This window comes from Comamonas koreensis (assembly GCF_021026195.1).
In the GTDB taxonomy this organism is placed as follows: domain Bacteria; phylum Pseudomonadota; class Gammaproteobacteria; order Burkholderiales; family Burkholderiaceae_C; genus Comamonas; species Comamonas koreensis.
On record NZ_JAJNCT010000020.1, the window covers coordinates 46,013 to 61,934 of the forward strand.

The 15,922-nt window shown below is 62.0% G+C and carries 15 protein-coding genes; 11 read left to right on the forward strand and 4 right to left on the reverse strand.

Annotated features, from left to right (window positions below; genetic code table 11):
- Positions 1-69: 69 nt before the first annotated feature.
- On the forward strand, positions 70-855 hold the full coding sequence (locus LPW39_RS14380; RefSeq protein WP_230776239.1) for an ABC transporter ATP-binding protein: 786 nt from the start codon (positions 70-72) through the stop codon (positions 853-855).
- On the forward strand, positions 852-1,604 hold the full coding sequence (locus LPW39_RS14385; RefSeq protein WP_230776241.1) for an ABC transporter ATP-binding protein: 753 nt from the start codon (positions 852-854) through the stop codon (positions 1,602-1,604). The genes LPW39_RS14380 and LPW39_RS14385 overlap by 4 nt, the downstream gene beginning before the upstream one ends.
- Before the next feature lie 80 nt (positions 1,605-1,684).
- Here LPW39_RS14385 and LPW39_RS14390 read toward each other — a convergent pair whose 3' ends face one another.
- The 3 genes from LPW39_RS14390 to LPW39_RS14400 form a co-directional block, all read right to left on the reverse strand.
- A complete protein-coding gene (locus LPW39_RS14390; RefSeq protein WP_230776243.1) occupies positions 1,685-2,170 on the reverse strand; it encodes a lipocalin family protein in 486 nt (161 codons plus the stop codon).
- A 637-nt stretch (positions 2,171-2,807) separates the two neighbouring features.
- The gene (locus tag LPW39_RS14395) at positions 2,808-3,128 is read right to left on the reverse strand and encodes a MerR family transcriptional regulator (protein ID WP_230776245.1); all 321 of its coding nucleotides are present in this window, start codon (positions 3,126-3,128) and stop codon (positions 2,808-2,810) included.
- A 2-nt stretch (positions 3,129-3,130) separates the two neighbouring features.
- Entirely contained in the window at positions 3,131-4,096 is a 966-nt protein-coding gene (locus LPW39_RS14400; protein ID WP_230776247.1) for a DnaJ C-terminal domain-containing protein, read from the reverse strand.
- Positions 4,097-4,284: 188 nt separating this feature from the next.
- Here LPW39_RS14400 and LPW39_RS14405 point away from each other — a divergent pair, with 188 nt between their 5' ends.
- From LPW39_RS14405 to typA, 7 genes are all read left to right on the forward strand, one after another.
- Positions 4,285-4,662, forward strand: coding sequence for a thioredoxin family protein (locus tag LPW39_RS14405; protein WP_230776249.1), 378 nt, complete (start codon positions 4,285-4,287; stop codon positions 4,660-4,662).
- A gap of 192 nt (positions 4,663-4,854) precedes the next feature.
- Positions 4,855-5,457: a ribosome maturation factor RimP gene (rimP, locus tag LPW39_RS14410; protein WP_230776250.1), complete on the forward strand. Its 603-nt coding sequence runs from the start codon at positions 4,855-4,857 to the stop codon at positions 5,455-5,457.
- A gap of 68 nt (positions 5,458-5,525) precedes the next feature.
- The gene (gene nusA / locus LPW39_RS14415; RefSeq protein ID WP_230776252.1) at positions 5,526-7,010 is read left to right on the forward strand and encodes a transcription termination factor NusA; all 1,485 of its coding nucleotides are present in this window, start codon (positions 5,526-5,528) and stop codon (positions 7,008-7,010) included.
- Between the two features lie 23 nt (positions 7,011-7,033).
- Positions 7,034-9,892, forward strand: a complete 2,859-nt coding sequence (infB, locus tag LPW39_RS14420; RefSeq protein WP_230776254.1) for a translation initiation factor IF-2 — start codon at positions 7,034-7,036, stop codon at positions 9,890-9,892.
- A 6-nt stretch (positions 9,893-9,898) separates the two neighbouring features.
- Positions 9,899-10,276, forward strand: coding sequence for a 30S ribosome-binding factor RbfA (gene rbfA, locus LPW39_RS14425; RefSeq protein ID WP_021027862.1), 378 nt, complete (start codon positions 9,899-9,901; stop codon positions 10,274-10,276).
- 4 nt (positions 10,277-10,280) lie between these two features.
- Positions 10,281-11,273 carry a tRNA pseudouridine(55) synthase TruB gene (truB, locus tag LPW39_RS14430; RefSeq protein WP_230776256.1) on the forward strand — a complete coding sequence of 331 codons (993 nt, stop codon included), beginning with the start codon at positions 10,281-10,283 and terminating at the stop codon, positions 11,271-11,273.
- A complete protein-coding gene (gene typA / locus LPW39_RS14435; RefSeq protein WP_230776265.1) occupies positions 11,270-13,099 on the forward strand; it encodes a translational GTPase TypA in 1,830 nt (609 codons plus the stop codon). Before truB ends, typA begins: the two co-directional genes overlap by 4 nt.
- 68 nt (positions 13,100-13,167) lie before the next feature.
- Here typA and LPW39_RS14440 read toward each other — a convergent pair whose 3' ends face one another.
- Positions 13,168-14,064, reverse strand: a complete 897-nt coding sequence (locus tag LPW39_RS14440; RefSeq protein ID WP_230776274.1) for a LysR family transcriptional regulator — start codon at positions 14,062-14,064, stop codon at positions 13,168-13,170.
- Between the two features lie 106 nt (positions 14,065-14,170).
- Here LPW39_RS14440 and LPW39_RS14445 point away from each other — a divergent pair, with 106 nt between their 5' ends.
- Together LPW39_RS14445 and LPW39_RS14450 are read left to right on the forward strand one after the other, a co-directional pair.
- Entirely contained in the window at positions 14,171-15,349 is a 1,179-nt protein-coding gene (locus LPW39_RS14445) for a CaiB/BaiF CoA transferase family protein (RefSeq protein WP_230776277.1), read from the forward strand.
- 87 nt (positions 15,350-15,436) lie between these two features.
- Positions 15,437-15,874, forward strand: a complete 438-nt coding sequence (locus LPW39_RS14450) for a MaoC family dehydratase (protein WP_407928857.1) — start codon at positions 15,437-15,439, stop codon at positions 15,872-15,874.
- Positions 15,875-15,922: the final 48 nt, after the last annotated feature.

Below are 15,922 nucleotides of genomic sequence, written 5' to 3' on the forward strand. Positions count from 1 at the left end.
CGTCCCCATAACACAGATTGATGTAGCGGCAGGCCGCCCAGAGGCGCCTGCGCGAGCACTTGGACATCCATGACAAAACTGCTGCAAGTGACCGGTTTGGGCAAGCGCTTTGGCGGCGTGCAGGCCGTGGCCGATGTGGGCTTTGCCTTGCGCCGGGGCGAAGTGCTGGCGCTGATAGGGCCCAATGGCGCGGGCAAGACGACCACCTTCAACATGCTGGGTGGCCAACTGGTGCCCGATGCCGGCAGCATGCTGCTCAACGGCACGGCCCTGGGCGGCAAGCTGCCCCGCGAGATATGGCGCCTGGGGGTGGGGCGCACCTTCCAGATTGCCGAGACCTTTGCCTCGCTGACGGTGGCCGAGAATGTGCAGATGGCCTTGCTGTCTGCCGCGGGACGCATCCTTGGCCTGTGGCAGAAGGCGGCACGCTTTCAGCGTGAGGAGGCACTGGCCTTGTTGGCGCTGGTGGGCATGCAGGACCAGGCCGACCGCGCCTGCAATGCGCTGGCCTATGGCGATGTGAAGCGGGTGGAGCTGGCCGTGGCGATGGCCCACAAACCGGTGCTGCTGCTGATGGACGAGCCCACTGCCGGCATGGGGCAGGCCGAACGCCTGCAGCTGATGGCGCTGACCCGGCAATTGGCCCGCGAGCGCGACATGGCCGTGCTGTTTACCGAGCACAGCATGGATGTCGTCTTTGCCTATGCCGACCGCATCATTGTGCTGGCGCGGGGCCGGCTGATTGCCGAGGGCCAACCGGAGGAGGTGCGGCGCAACCCCGAGGTGCAAGCGGTGTACCTGGGCAAGGGCAGCACCTACGACAGTGACGAACAGCGTGAGGAGCCCACCGTATGAGCGCACAGATGCCGGGTGCAGCGACCGGGCTGTTGCTGCAAGTGGACCAGCTCAATGCCTGGTATGGCGAGGCCCACATTTTGTTTGATGTGGGCTTGGAGGTGCGGCGTGGCGAAGTGGTGGCCTTGATGGGCCGCAACGGCGCGGGCAAGTCCACCACGCTCAAGGCCATCATGGGCCTGGTGGAGCGGCGCAAGGGCGTCGTGCAGTTCATGGGCCAGAACATTGCGCAGGCGGATGCCTGGCGCATTGCGCGCCTGGGCCTGGGCTATGTGCCGGAGGAGCGGCGCATATTCAGCGCGTTGACGGTGCTGGAAAACCTGGAAGTGGGCCGCCAGCCGCCCCGGCGCTGGGCCGATGGCAGCCTGGCCAGCCAGTGGTCGGTGGACGAGTTGCTGGCGTTTTTCCCCAATCTGGCCGCGATGCCGCAGCGCCCGGGCGGGCAGATGAGTGGCGGCGAGCAGCAAATGCTGACCGTTGCCCGCACCCTCATGGGCAACCCCTATCTGGTGCTGCTCGATGAGCCCTCTGAGGGCGTGGCGCCTGTCATCGTTGAGCAGATGGCGCAGATGATCCTGCAGCTCAAGCAGCGCGGCGTGAGCATTCTGCTGTGTGAGCAAAACCTGCACTTTGCACGTCTGGTGAGCGACCGGGCCTATGTGCTGGAGAAAGGGACGATTCAGTTTGCCGGCAGCATGCAGGCACTGATCGATGAGGAGCGTGCTGGCGCCAAGCGGATCGGCGTTTAAACGCCGTCCGGCAAAGCAAAGCCTGCACGCGGTACGTGCAGGCTTGGGTGCCCCTTCGGCGATTGACGGGGGACGGGGGCTTACCAGTGGCCGGTGGGGTTGACGCCGTCCTGCATCACCCAATGGATACGCGAGGTTTCCACGCCCATCAGTGCAGCCTGGTGCACCAGCATGTCGACTGTCTTGCCGTCGAGCACCGGCTTGCGCGAGAGCAGCTTGAAGGAGTCGGTGGTGTCGCCCATCAGCATGGCCCAGCGGTAATCCGGGTCGATGGCGACGACATGGTAGCCCTCATGGAAGGGGCCCATGAAGGAGGCCTTCATCGCACCAAAGTTGGGTGCACCCACAAAGCGGGCAATGCCATGGCCTTCCACCCAGCGGTGGGTGCCGGCATGAAAGCCACGGGTGGTGATGCCCAGGCTGCCATCGCTCAGCAGTTCGTATTCCACGCGCGAGCGGGTCAGCGGCTTGCCCAGACCGCGCTCGATGCGGGCGATCTCATACCAGTCGCCGACAAAGCGTTCTGCATCAAAGTCGGCAACCGGCTCAATCAGGTCAACGGGCACGACTTTGCGGGTTTTGTTGCTGGCCCACCAGTAAACGGCCAAAGCTGCTGCGCCGGCTGCCAGGGGGAGCCAGAGAGAGCGCTGTTGCGGTCGTCGTTGATGATCGAGCTCATGCATAAGAAATTATTCCTTGTTCTGTTTTATGAATCCTAACCAGATAGGCGTAATTTACAAGCTGGTAGAGCGGACCAAATGTAAGCAAAGCGCCTGATTTGCGTGCTCCGCGTGCGGCTTGCATGCCTAATTTCGCACCCAGTCATCGGAATTAGCAGGTATTTTTATCTGCTTGCTTGGCATCTGTGGCCTAATGTCGGTTTTGTTTATCGCGAGGTCCCAGGATGGGCAACAAAATCGTTACGGAAGCTGACCGCAAGTTCACCCCTCAACCGGCCCTGCCTAACGGCAAGAGCCTGCCTACGCCCGGTCGCGGCCAACAGGCTAGCCGTGCCCGTGGCACCGCTACCCGTTCCAAGAAGAACCCAGGCAAGCGTACGCACAAGGGCGGTTAATACCGCCTACCGGTTTGCCCCGTCCGCATGCCGCGCTTGCCACGATCAGGCGCGGCATGCGGATGGAGCGCTTTCGGTGAGAGAAGGCCCGCATCAGCGGGCTTTTTTGCGTCTGTCTAAAGCGGGCGTCAGCGCTGCAAGCGGCGGCGCAGCTCCAGCACTTCTTCCATCAAATCGACAGTCATTGCGGCCAGTTGGGGGTCGGCATCGTAGGTATGCTCCAGCAGCGCGACGCGGCGTGCACGCACAATGCAGGCGGCCGCAAAGCGCCAGCTGGCAACGGCATCGGGGTTGCGCGTGCCGGTGCTAGGGGTGAGCACGCCATCCACCACGCGGGCCTGCACCCAGTCCAGGTTGCGCTGGCAGGCCTGGGCCAGGCTGGCGGCATCCAGGCTGTCGTCGTCAATGATCTGCAAGGTGGTGGTGTGTACGGTCGTGTAGTGGGGCATGGTTACACTCCTTGGCGAGGCTGGAAGTGGGGGAAGGCCTTGGCAAAGGCCGCGTAGGCTTCGCGCTCCTGCTCGGTGGCGGCGGGCGGTATGTGCAGCTGCAGCTCCAGGTACAGATCGCCAGACGTGGCAGCGGGCAGGCCCTTGCCCTTGATGCGCAGCTTGCGCCCAGCTGACCAGCCTGCCGGAATAGTCACCTCCAACGTGCCGGCCGGCGTCTTGACTTCCGCGCTGCCGCCCAAAGCTGCCTCCCAGGGGCTGACGGGCATGGGCATATAGACATCCTTGCCTTCAGCGCGCCAGCGCTTGTCGGGGCGAAAGTGCACTTCCAGCAGCAGATCGCCGGCCGGGCCACCCTGGTAGCCCGGCCCGCCCTGGCCAGCCAGCCGAATCATCTGGCCTTCACGCACCCCGGCGGGAATCTTCACCTGGAGCTGGCGCTCCTGGCTGCGTACTTCGCCATCCTCGGTCACTTCCTGACCGTGCAGGGTCAGCATGCGCTCGCTGCCCTGGTAGCTGTCGGTCAGGTCCAGCTCGATGCTGGCATGCTGGTCCTCGCCGCGCATCGCCGCGCGTGGTCCGCCGCCGGCATGGCCGCCGCGCTGGGCACGCGCGGCGTCGCCAAACATCTGGCGGAAGAAATCGCTGTAATCGGCATCACCACCCATGCTCTGGCGGCGAAACTGGTAATCGCCGCCGTCAAAGCCCTCAGTGCCCCGGAAGGGGTTGCCTGCGCCGGAGGCAAAGCCGCGTGGGGCGTCGAGCATGGCGTCGTACTCGGCACGCTTTTCTGCATCCGAGAGCACGGCATTGGCCTCGTTGACTTCGGCCATGCGCTTTTGCGCATCTTTTTCCTTGCTCAGGTCCGGGTGGTATTTGCGGGCGAGCTTGCGAAACGCCTTTTTGATTTCGTCTGCGCTGGCCTTCTTGTCCACGCCCAGAACGTCGTAGTAGTTTTTGGAATCCATGCCTGCTCCCGAAGATGTGGCAGCTTGCTGTTGTACAGGCAACTGCCCAATGGCTGATAACTCCCTAGAACTTAGTTGCTTTTGGCCCTGATTCAAGTCAGAGAAGCGCGTATTCGCAAAGGCCGTGGAGCGCTCGGTTACCGCAATAGTGGTAAAAATACGCCTTTGTTTGCGGGACGGATTTTTTTATGACCGAGGCTGCGACGGCGCCCTGGCTGGTGGTGTGTTTGTGCGCGCAGTGGTGCGGTACCTGTGGCCAGTACCAGCCCGCCTTTGATGCGCTGGCCAAGGAATGGCCGGGCATGGACTTTGTCTGGCTCGATGTCGAGGACGAGGAAGAGGCGCTGGGCGAGCTGGATATCACCACCTTCCCTACTGTGTTGCTCGGGCGCGGCACAGAAGCCATGTTTCTGGGCCCCGTGTTGCCCCAGCCCGGCGTACTGCAGCGCATGCTGGAGCGCTTTTCGCAAGGCGATGCGCGCCCCTTGCCCGCAGGCGACGACGCCCATGCGTTGCTGCAACGCACGGCTGCCATCGTGCAGGCGCGCAAGGCGCAGGCTGAGTAGTCCGCCAGTCTAAAAGGTGCTTTGCATCATTGCATTGATACTGGTTTGCCCCTATAATTGATGTCTACACGACCAACTGGGCGGTGCCAACCGCCCATTTTTTTTGGTCGCATGTTTTTCAGCTCGATGCTGCGGAATGTGTAACATTCCGTGGTTCTCGGGTTTTTTGTATTTGCGGGATAAATAGCACACGTGAGCTTGCAAGAAACCACCCTACAAACGGTGAGCGGCCTGGGCTACGACTTGGTGGAGATCGAACGCTCTGCCAGCGGCCTTTTGCGCATCACCATCGACCTGCCTTGGAGTGCGGATGATGTCCGTCCGGAAGGCGTGCCAGAGCAGTTTGTGACGGTGGAGGATTGTGAGAAGGTCACCCGTCAGCTGCAGTTTGCACTGGAAGTCGATGGCGTGGAGTACAAGCGCCTGGAAGTGTCCTCGCCCGGTATTGATCGTCCATTGCGCCATGAGCAGGATTTCATCCGCTTCACCGGCGCTGTGGTGGACCTGACGCTGAAGGAATCCATCGGTGCCGCTGCCGAAGGCACGACCATCAGCGCCAATCGCAAGAAGTTTCGGGGCACGCTCGAGCGCACCGAGGCTGGTGGCTGGCAGATCGTCTGGAGCGATGCACCGCCTGTAAAGCCCGGTGCCCGCGTGAGCAAGAAGCGCCCACCGGCGCCGCTGCAAAGCCTGGGTTTTACGCTTGACGAGCTGCGTGAAGCGCGTCTGGCACCCATCGTGAGCTTCAAGGGCAGGGCGGCGGCAGGTGCTGCCGACGAAGACCCCCAGGCCTGATTGGCCCGCACATGGTGGCGCCGCTGATGCCGCCTTCTGGTTAAAGATTGAAATAGGAGAGTCGTCGCATGAATCGCGAATTGTTGATGCTGGTGGATGCCATCGCGCGCGAAAAGAACGTAGAGCGCGATGTGGTGTTTGGTGCTGTGGAATCTGCCCTGGCCCAGGCTACGAAGAAGCTGTATCCCGGCGAAGTGGATGTGCGTGTGGCTATCGACCTCGATACCGGCGATTACGACACCTTCCGCCGCTGGTTGGTGGTGCCCGATGATGCGGGCCTGCAAAACCCTGACGCCGAGGAAATGCTGATGGACGCCGTCGACCGCAAGGAAGATGTGCAGGTGGGCGACTACATCGAAGAGCAGATCGAATCGGTGCCCATCGGCCGTATCGGTGCCATGGCGGCCAAGCAGGTCATCCTGCAAAAGATCCGTGATGCCGAGCGCGAGATGCTGCTCAACGACTTCATGGCGCGTGGCGACAAGATCTTCAACGGCACCGTCAAGCGCATGGACAAGGGCGACATCATTGTCGAATCCGGCCGCGTGGAAGGCCGCTTGAAGCGCGGTGAAATGATTCCGAAGGAAAATCTGCGCAATGGTGACCGTGTTCGCGCCATGATCATGGACGTGGACCTGACCCTGCGCGGCGCGCCCATCCTGCTGTCGCGCTCCGCGCCAGAGTTCATGGTCGAGCTGTTCCGCAATGAAGTGCCCGAAATCGAGCAGGGCCTGCTGGAGATCAAGAGCTGCGCCCGTGACCCAGGCAGCCGTGCCAAGATTGCCGTGCTGAGCCACGACAAGCGCATTGATCCGATCGGCACCTGCGTGGGTGTGCGCGGCAGCCGCGTGAACGTGGTGACCAATGAGCTGGCTGGCGAGCGCGTGGACATTGTGCTGTGGTCCGAAGACCCCGCCCAGTTCGTGATCGGTGCACTGGCTCCGGCCAATGTGTCCTCGATCGTCGTGGACGAAGAAAAGCATGCCATGGACGTGGTGGTGGACGAGGAAAACCTCGCGATCGCCATTGGCCGTGGTGGCCAGAATGTGCGTCTTGCCTCCGATCTGACGGGGTGGAAGATCAACATCATGGACGCGGCCGAATCGGCCCAGAAGCAGGAAGAAGAAACCAGCACTTCCCGCAAGCTGTTCATGGAAAAGCTGGATGTGGATGAAGAAATCGCTGACATCCTGATCGAAGAAGGCTTCTCCAGCCTGGAAGAAGTGGCCTATGTGCCGCTGCAGGAAATGCTGGAAATCGAGAGCTTCGATGAAGAGACCGTCAATGAGCTGCGCACGCGCGCCAAGGATGCGCTGCTGACGATGGAAATCGTCCACGAAGAGAGTGTTGCCCGTGTTTCCCAAGAGTTGCGTGATCTGGAAGGGATGACGCCTGAGTTGGTAGCCCAGCTGGAAGCTGGTGGAATCCACACGCGTGACGACCTGGCCGATTTGGCCATTGATGAATTGACCGAGCTGACCGGACAGTCTGCCGATGACGCAAAAGCCTTGATCATGAAGGCCCGCGAACATTGGTTTGATGGACAGGAATAAGGTCAGGAGGCACGGAACAAGATATGTCGAGTAATACTGTCGCCGAGTTCGCTGTTGAACTCAAAAAATCACCGGATACATTGCTGGAACAACTGCAAGCCGCAGGTGTGTCTAAGCAGGATGCATCCGATGCGCTGACTGAAACGGACAAACAAGCGCTGTTGTCCCATCTGCAGGCCGCCCACGGCGCTGCAGACCGCAAGAAGATCACATTGACCAAGAAATCTACCAGCGAGATCAAACAAGCCGATGCCACGGGCCGGGCACGCACTATCCAGGTGGAAGTGCGCAAGAAGCGTACCTTCGTCAAGCGTGACGAAGTCGCAGAACCCGATTCCGACGAAGCACTGAAGCACGCCGAAGCCAAGCAAAAGGAAGCCGAACACAAGGCTGACCTGGTCAAGCGTGAAGAGGAAGCCCGCCGCGAAGCTGAGCTGATCAGCAAGCAGGAAGCGGATCTGGTGCAGCAACGTGCCGATCGCACCGAGCGTGAAGACCGCGAGCGCAAGGAGCGTGAAGCCGAAGAGCGCGCCGCCGCCTACGTGGCCAAGACGCAAGAGCGCAAGGCCCAGGAAGCTGCCGAGCAGGAAGAAGCTGCGCGCCGCCATGCCCAGGAGCTGGCTGCCCGCAACGAAGCCCAGGCTGAAGCAAAGAAAAAGGCTGAAGACGAATCCAAGGCCCGTGAGGCTGAGGAAACAGCACGCGCTGTCGATCTGGACGAGCGCCGCCGCAAGGCCCTGGCCGAGGCGGAAGCCATTCGCGCCATGATGAACGCGCCCAAGAAGGTGCTGGTGGCCAAGAAGCCTTCGGAAGAGAAGAAGGATGTCAAGGCTGCGGATGCCAAGAAGGGCACCTTGCACAAGCCTGCCACCACCGGGACTGGCGCTGCCAAGCCTGCCGCTGGCGCAGCGCCTGGCAACAAGGAAGTCAAGTCGGCCAAGCTGTCGTCGAGCTGGAGCAACCAGAACGACAGCAACGGCAAGAAGAAAGAGCTCAAGACCCGTGGAGACTCCTCGGGTGGCGTGGCTGGCCGTGGCAACAACTGGCGCTCCGGCCCCCGTGGCCGCCGTGGCAATGACCGCAACGACAACCGTGGTTCGCAATCGGCTGCACCGGTGGAAGCACGCGTGCTTGACGTCTACGTGCCAGAAACCATCACCGTGTCCGAGCTGGCCCACAAGATGGCCATCAAGGCCTCCGAGGTGATCAAGTCGCTGATGAAGATGGGCCAGATGGTCACCATCAACCAGCCGCTGGACCAGGACACCGCGATGATCGTCGTGGAAGAAATGGGCCACAAGGCGCACATCGCTGCACTGGACGATCCGGAAGCGTTCACCGCCGAAGAGGAATCCCAGGCCGAATCCGAAGCGCTGCCACGCGCTCCGGTGGTGACCGTGATGGGTCACGTCGACCACGGCAAGACCTCGCTGCTGGACTACATCCGCCGCAGCAAGGTGGCTGCGGGCGAAGCCGGCGGCATTACGCAGCACATTGGTGCCTACCACGTGGAAACGCCACGCGGCATGATCACCTTCCTGGACACCCCTGGTCACGAGGCCTTCACGGCCATGCGTGCCCGTGGTGCACAGTCGACCGACATCGTGATTCTGGTGGCCGCTGCCGACGACGGCGTGATGCCCCAGACCAAGGAAGCCATCAAGCACGCCAAGGCGGCTGGTGTTCCTATCGTGGTGGCCATCACCAAGGCAGACAAGCCCGATGCCAACCCCGAACGCGTCAAGCAGGAGCTGGTGGTTGAGCAAGTGGTGCCTGAAGAGTACGGTGGTGACTCGCCCTTCGTGGCCGTGTCGTCCAAGACGGGTCAAGGCATTGACGAGCTGCTCGAACAAGTGCTGCTGCAGGCCGAAGTGCTGGAACTCAAGGCACCGGTGGAAGCCAATGCCAAGGGTCTGGTGATCGAAGCCCAGCTGGACAAGGGTCGCGGCCCTGTGGCCACGGTGCTGGTGCAATCCGGTACCCTGAAGGTTGGCGATATCGTGCTGGCTGGTCAAACCTATGGCCGCGTGCGTGCCATGGTCGACGAAGACGGCAAGGTTGCCAAGGAAGCGGGTCCATCGCTGCCTGTTGAAATCCAGGGTCTGTCGGATGTGCCGCAAGCCGGTGATGACTTCATGGTGCTGCCCGATGAGCGCCGCGCCCGTGAAATCGCCACCTACCGTGCTGGCAAGTTCCGCAACACCAAGCTGGCCAAGCAACAAGCGGCCAAGCTGGAGAACATGTTCGCTGAGATGGGTGCTGGCAACGTGCAATCGCTGCCGATCATCATCAAGGCCGACACCCAGGGTTCGCAAGAAGCACTGGCTGCCTCGTTGCTCAAGCTGTCGACCGACGAAGTCAAGGTGCAGATGGTCTACACCGGCGTGGGCGGTATCAGCGAGTCGGACGTGAATCTGGCGCTGGCCTCCAAGGCGATCGTGATTGGTTTCAACGTGCGTGCCGATGCGCAAGCGCGCAAGACCGCTGAGAGCAACGATGTCGATATCCGCTACTACAACATCATTTACGACGCTGTCGATGAGTTGAAGGCGGCCATGTCCGGCATGCTGGCTCCCGAGCAACGCGAAGAGATCATCGGTATGGCCGAGATCCGCACCGTGTTTGTGGCCTCCAAGATCGGTACCGTGGCAGGTTCGTATATCACCCAGGGTCACGTTACCCGCAATGCACACTTCCGTCTGCTGCGCGACAACGTGGTCATCTACACGGGTGAGATCGACTCGCTGCGCCGTATGAAGGACGACGTCAAGGAAGTCAAGGAAGGCTTCGAGTGCGGTATCAAGCTCAAGAACTACAACGACATCAAAGAAGGTGATATGTTGGAAGTCTTTGAGATCAAGGAAATCGCTCGTACGCTGTAATTTCCGATGGCAACTCGCAAGAAAACTGCTGCGCCCAACCGCAGCTTCAAAGTCTCCGACCAGATCCAGCGCGATCTGTCGGAGCTGATCGCCCGTGAGTTGAAGGACCCACGTGTGGGCATGGTGACCCTGCAAGCCGTTGAGGTGACGCCGGACTATGCCCACGCCAAGGTCTATTTCAGCTTGCTGATCGGTGACCCCGACCAGACCCAGGACGCACTGAACCAGGCTGCTGGCTTTTTGCGCAATGGCCTGTTCAAGCGCCTGCACATCCACACCGTGCCGACCTTGCACTTCATCTACGACCGCACCACCGAGCGTGCGGCCGACATGAATGCCTTGATCGCCAAGGCAGTGGCATCGCGCGGTCCCGAGGAAGGCTGACCCGATGAATGCCTCTCGCACACGGGTGCAGCGGCGCCCTGTGCACGGGGTGTTTCTGCTCGACAAACCCATTGGCCTGTCCAGCAACGACGCTTTGCAAAAAGTGAAGTGGCTGCTGCGCGCCGAAAAAGCGGGCCATACCGGCACGCTCGACCCGTTGGCTACGGGTGTGCTGCCGCTGTGTTTTGGCGCGGCCACCAAGTTCAGCCAATTGCAGCTTGATGCCCCCAAGACCTATGAGGCCCTGGTACACCTGGGCGCCACCACCACCACCGGCGATGCCGAGGGTGAGGTGCTGCAGACATGGGAGGTGGACGCATCAGCGCTGACCGACGAGAAGCTGGCCGCCGTGGCGGCCCAGTTCACCGGTCCCATCAGCCAGGTGCCGCCGATGTACAGCGCGCTCAAGCGCGATGGCAAGGCCCTCTACGAATACGCCCGTGCTGGCATCACGCTTGAGCGTGAGCCGCGCGCCGTGACCATCTTGCATCTGAGCTTGTCCCGCGTGGATGAGGAGCAGGACTTTGTCGCGCTCAAGATGACGGTGCGCTGCAGCAAGGGCACCTATGTGCGTACCCTGGCCGAGGATATTGGCCAGGCGCTCGGCTATGGCGCGCATCTGCGCAGCCTGCGCCGCATAGAAACCGGTGGGATCGACCTGTCCCGCTGTATCAGCCTGCAAACTCTGGAAGCGACGCCCGATGCGGAGCGCCTGCAAACCGTGTTGCCCGTCGACACGTTGCTTGCAGCGCACACCCGTGTCACGCTCGATGGTGATAATGCAGGCAGATTTTTGTCCGGCTTGCGCCGGCGGGGTGAATGGGCCGATGCCGATGCAGTGGCCGTTTACGGAGAAGAGCCTCCTGCGCTTTTGGGTGTGGCACACATCCGGGCGCGCGAGCTCATTCCCGACCGCCTCCTGAGCCCCGTCGAGATTCAACAAATTTTGGAAGGAACGCCGCGCCCACAAGCCAGCGGCATTTTGGAAACATCATGAGCAAACAAATCCGCAATATTGCGATCATCGCCCACGTTGACCATGGCAAGACGACCATGGTGGACCAGCTGCTGCGCCAGTCTGGTACCTTCGCCGAACACGAAAAAGTCGTGGACACCGTGATGGACAACCACGCCATCGAGCGTGAGCGCGGCATTACCATCCTGGCCAAGAACTGCGCCGTGTCCTGGAACGGCACCCACATCAACATTCTCGACACCCCTGGTCACGCGGACTTCGGTGGTGAAGTGGAACGCGCGCTGTCCATGGTGGACGGTGTGGTGCTGCTGATCGACGCGCAAGAAGGCCCCATGCCCCAAACGCGTTTCGTGACCAAGAAGGCACTGGCCCTGGGCCTCAAGCCCATCGTCGTGGTGAACAAGGTCGACAAGCCCGGTGCCAACCCCGACAAGGTCGTGAACGCTGCGTTCGACCTGTTCGACAAGCTCGGCGCAACCGATGAACAGCTGGACTTCCCCGTGGTGTACGCCTCGGGTATCAACGGCTGGTCGTCGAAGGAAGAAGGCGAGCCAGGCGCGCAATGGGGTCCCGACATGTCGGCCCTGTTCGAAACCATTCTGGAACACGTGCCATCGGTGCAAGGCGACGCGACTGCACCGCTGCAGATGCAAGTCTCCGCACTGGACTACTCCACCTTCGTGGGCCGTATCGGCGTGGGCCGTATCACCCAGGGCACGCTCAAGCCCGGTCAGCAAGTGGCCGTGATGGCCGGCCTGGACGGCAAGAGCTACACCGGCAAGATCAACCAGGTCCACACCTTCCAAGGTATTGACCGCGTGCAAGCGACCGAAGCCGGTCCTTCCGAAATCGTGCTGATCAGCGGTATCGAAAACATCGGTATCGGTGAAACCGTGACCGACCCGGCCAATCCACAGCCTCTGCCGATGCTGAAGATTGACGAGCCTACGCTGACCATGAACTTCTGCGTGAACACCTCGCCACTGGCAGGTCGTGAAGGCAAGTACGTGACCAGCCGCCAGATCTGGGACCGCCTGCAAAAGGAACTGCGCTCCAACGTGGCCCTGCGCGTCAAGGAAACCGACGAAGACGGTATCTTTGAAGTGGCTGGCCGTGGTGAACTGCACCTGACCATTCTGCTGGAAGAAATGCGCCGCGAAGGCTATGAGCTGGCCGTGTCCAAGCCACGTGTTGTGATGCAAATGATCGACGGCGTGCGCCACGAGCCTATCGAGCTGGTGACGGCCGATATCGAAGAAGGCCACCAAGGCGGCGTGATGCAAGCCCTGGGCGAGCGCAAGGGCGAGCTGGTGAACATGGAACCCGATGGCCGCGGTCGCGTCCGTCTGGAATACCGCATTCCAGCCCGTGGCCTGATCGGTTTCACCAACGAATTCCTGAACCTGACCCGTGGTTCCGGCCTGATCGCCAACATCTTCGACAGCTACGAGCCGCACAAGGGCGACATCGGCGGCCGCAAGAACGGCGTGCTGATCTCGATGGACGACGGTGAAATCTTTACCTACGCCCTGGGCAAGCTGGACGACCGTGGCCGCATGTTCGTCAAGCCCAACGACCCCGTGTACGAAGGCATGATCGTCGGTATCCACAGCCGTGACAACGACCTGGTGGTGAACGCCACCCGTACCAAGCAGCTGACCAATTTCCGCGTGAGCGGCAAGGAAGACGCGATCAAGATCACGCCTCCTATCGAGCTGTCGCTGGAATACGGCGTGGAGTTCATCGAAGAAGACGAACTGCTGGAAATCACCCCGACCAGCCTGCGCGTGCGCAAGCGCCACCTGAAGGAACACGACCGCAAGCGCGCATCGCGCGAAAACGCATAATCTGCGTTGCGACGTGATCCAACACCAGAAAAGGCCGCATTTGCGGCCTTTTTTGCGTATTGGCGGCGTCAGCCCGTAGGCTGGAGCTTGAGCAGCAGTTCCTTCAAACGCTGCGCCGTGGCCACCGGCTGGCGCTGGTTCAAAGCCAGCGCAATGCCGATCTGGGGCAGGTGCAGGGTGTCGGTCAGCTCGCGGAAGATCACGCCGGGTGTGGCGGCCTTGGCGACCACGGCCGGCACCAGGGCCACGCCCAGGCCAGCGCCCACCAGGCTCACCAAGGTCTGTGCCTGCACCGCATGCTGCTTGATCTGCGGCATGAAGCCGGCGTTCTGGCAGGCCAGCACCACCAAGGCATGCAGGCCCGGCACCTCGCTGGGGCGGTAGTTCACAAAGGGCTGGTCGGCCAGGTCGATCAGCTGCAGGCTCTCCTTGATCTGCAGCGGGTTGCCAGCGGGCAGGGCGGCAATCAGGCGGTCAGGCTCGACCGGGGTGATGGACAGGTCGGTGGCCTGGGTCACCGGGTAGCGCAGCAGGCCGGCGTCAAAATCGCCGCTGGCAACCTGGGCACAGATCTCGCGCGTCGTGGATTCGGTCAGCACCAGGTCAATGGCAGGGTAGGCCGCGCGAAAGGCCTGCACCAGCTGCGGAATCAGCGAGAACGTGGCCGAGCCGATAAAGCCGATGTGCAGGCGCCCCAGCTCGCCACTCGCGGTGGCCTGCGACACGGCCTGCACCTGGCGCGCATGGTAGAGCGCGAGCTTGGCGCTCTCCAAGGCAGCCCGGCCCGCGCCCGACAGCACGGTGCCGCGCCGGTCACGCTCGAACAGCTGCACGCCCAGGTCGTCTTCGAGCTTGCGGATTGACTGCGACAGCGGCGGCTGCGACATATGCAATTGCTCGGCCGCCTGGCGGTAGTTCAGGGTGTGCGCCAGGGTGACGAAGTGGCGCAGTTGGCGCAAGTCCATTGATATCTCCTGTGTATCAGTACCTGTCAATTGCGACATAGACACAGCTGAGAAACATATCAAATAATGCCATTCATCGCTATCACCACAAAGACGGAGACAAGCCTTGAGTGCATTGACAGGCCTGCGGGTGCTGGACCTATCCAGCGTGATTTTCGGGCCGCTGGCCAGCCAGGTGCTGGCCGATTACGGCGCCGAGGTGATCAAGATCGAGCCGCCCGGCGGCGACTCCACGCGCTACACCGGGCCGGCTGCCGAGGCCGGCATGTCGGCGCTGTTCATGGGCTCCAACCGCAGCAAGAAAAGCATGGTGCTGGACCTGAAGGCGCCCGAGGCCCAGGAGGCGCTGCACGCACTGCTCAAGACTACCGACGTCTTCATGCACAGCATGCGCCCGCAAAAACTGGCCAAGCTGGGGCTAGACCCGGTGCGCTTGCGCAGCCAGTACCCACGTCTGGTTTACGTAGGCCTGCATGGCTTTGGCGAGGATGGCCCCTATGCCGGTCTGCCGGCCTATGATGATGTGATCCAGGGCATGAGCGGCCTGGCCGACCTGATGGAGCGCCAGACCGGCGAGGCCCGCTACCTGCCCACCATTGCGGCTGACAAGACCTGCGGCCTGGTGGCAGCGCATGCGGTGATGGCAGCCTTGTTCCAGCGCGAGCGTACGGGAGAGGGCAGCTTTGTCGAGGTGCCGATGTACGAGACCATGGTGGGCTTCAACCTGGTTGAGCATTTCTACGGCATGCATTTTGAGCCCGCACTCAGCGGCGCCGGCTACCCGCGCGTGATGGCGCCCTGGCGCAAGCCCTACAAGACCTTGGACGGCCATGTCTGCATGATGCCCTACACCGATGGCCACTGGCGCCGCTTCTTTGCCGCTGTGGGCCAGCCGGAACTGGCGCAGGACGAGCGCTTTGCCACCCAGGCCCAGCGCACCCGCCATATCGCGACGCTGTTGGAGACCATGAGCAGCTACGTGACGCAAAAGGACACTGCCTACTGGCTGCAGACCTGCGAGGCGCTGGAGATTCCCGCCGCCCCCGTCGCGCGCATGGACGACCTGCCACGCGACCCGCACCTGCAGGCCACCGGCTTTTTTGTCGAAAAGCAGGACCCCGCCATGGGCACGGTGCGCTTCCCGCGCTCATCAGTGCGCATCGATGGTGCGCAGGCACCCATTGGCATGCCGCCGCGCTTGGGTGAGCACACGCAGCAGCTGCTGCGCGAGGCAGGCTGGGACGATGCCCGCATCGCCGCTTTGCAGCCTTCCGTGGCTGAATGAACCGCTGAAAGAAAAGACACCATGACCGCCCCTAACTGGATTTCTTCGACCGAGAACCGCGCCGCCACGCTGGCCGGCACTGCCCGTATGGGCCAGGGCTTTGTCTGGCAGGACCTGCAGGTTGGCCAGCAGCTGCGCACCTTTCGCCGCACGGTGACGGAGACCGACCTGGTCAACTTCATCAACACCACCGGCATGCTCGAAGCCATCTTTATCGAAGACGGCTACGACGGCGGCGCGATCCGTGGCCGGCCGGTGCCCGGTGCGCTCACCTACACCTTGATCGAAGGCTTCATCCTGCAAAGCATGATCCAGGGCACGGGCCTGGCCATGCTGGAGCTGCATCAGAAGATTCTGGGCCCGGTCGTGGTGGGCGACACGATCGAGGCGCTGGTGGAAGTGACCGATATCAAGCCGACCAGCAAAGGTGGCCGGGCGGTGGTGACCTCGCGCATCGAGGTCTACAACCAGCGCCAGGAGCAGGTGATGGTCTACACCGCTGTGCGCCTGCTGGCCGGGCGCTAGCGCGGCATTGCGGTAGGCGGCCTCCACGGCCTGCGTCAGATGAGAGAA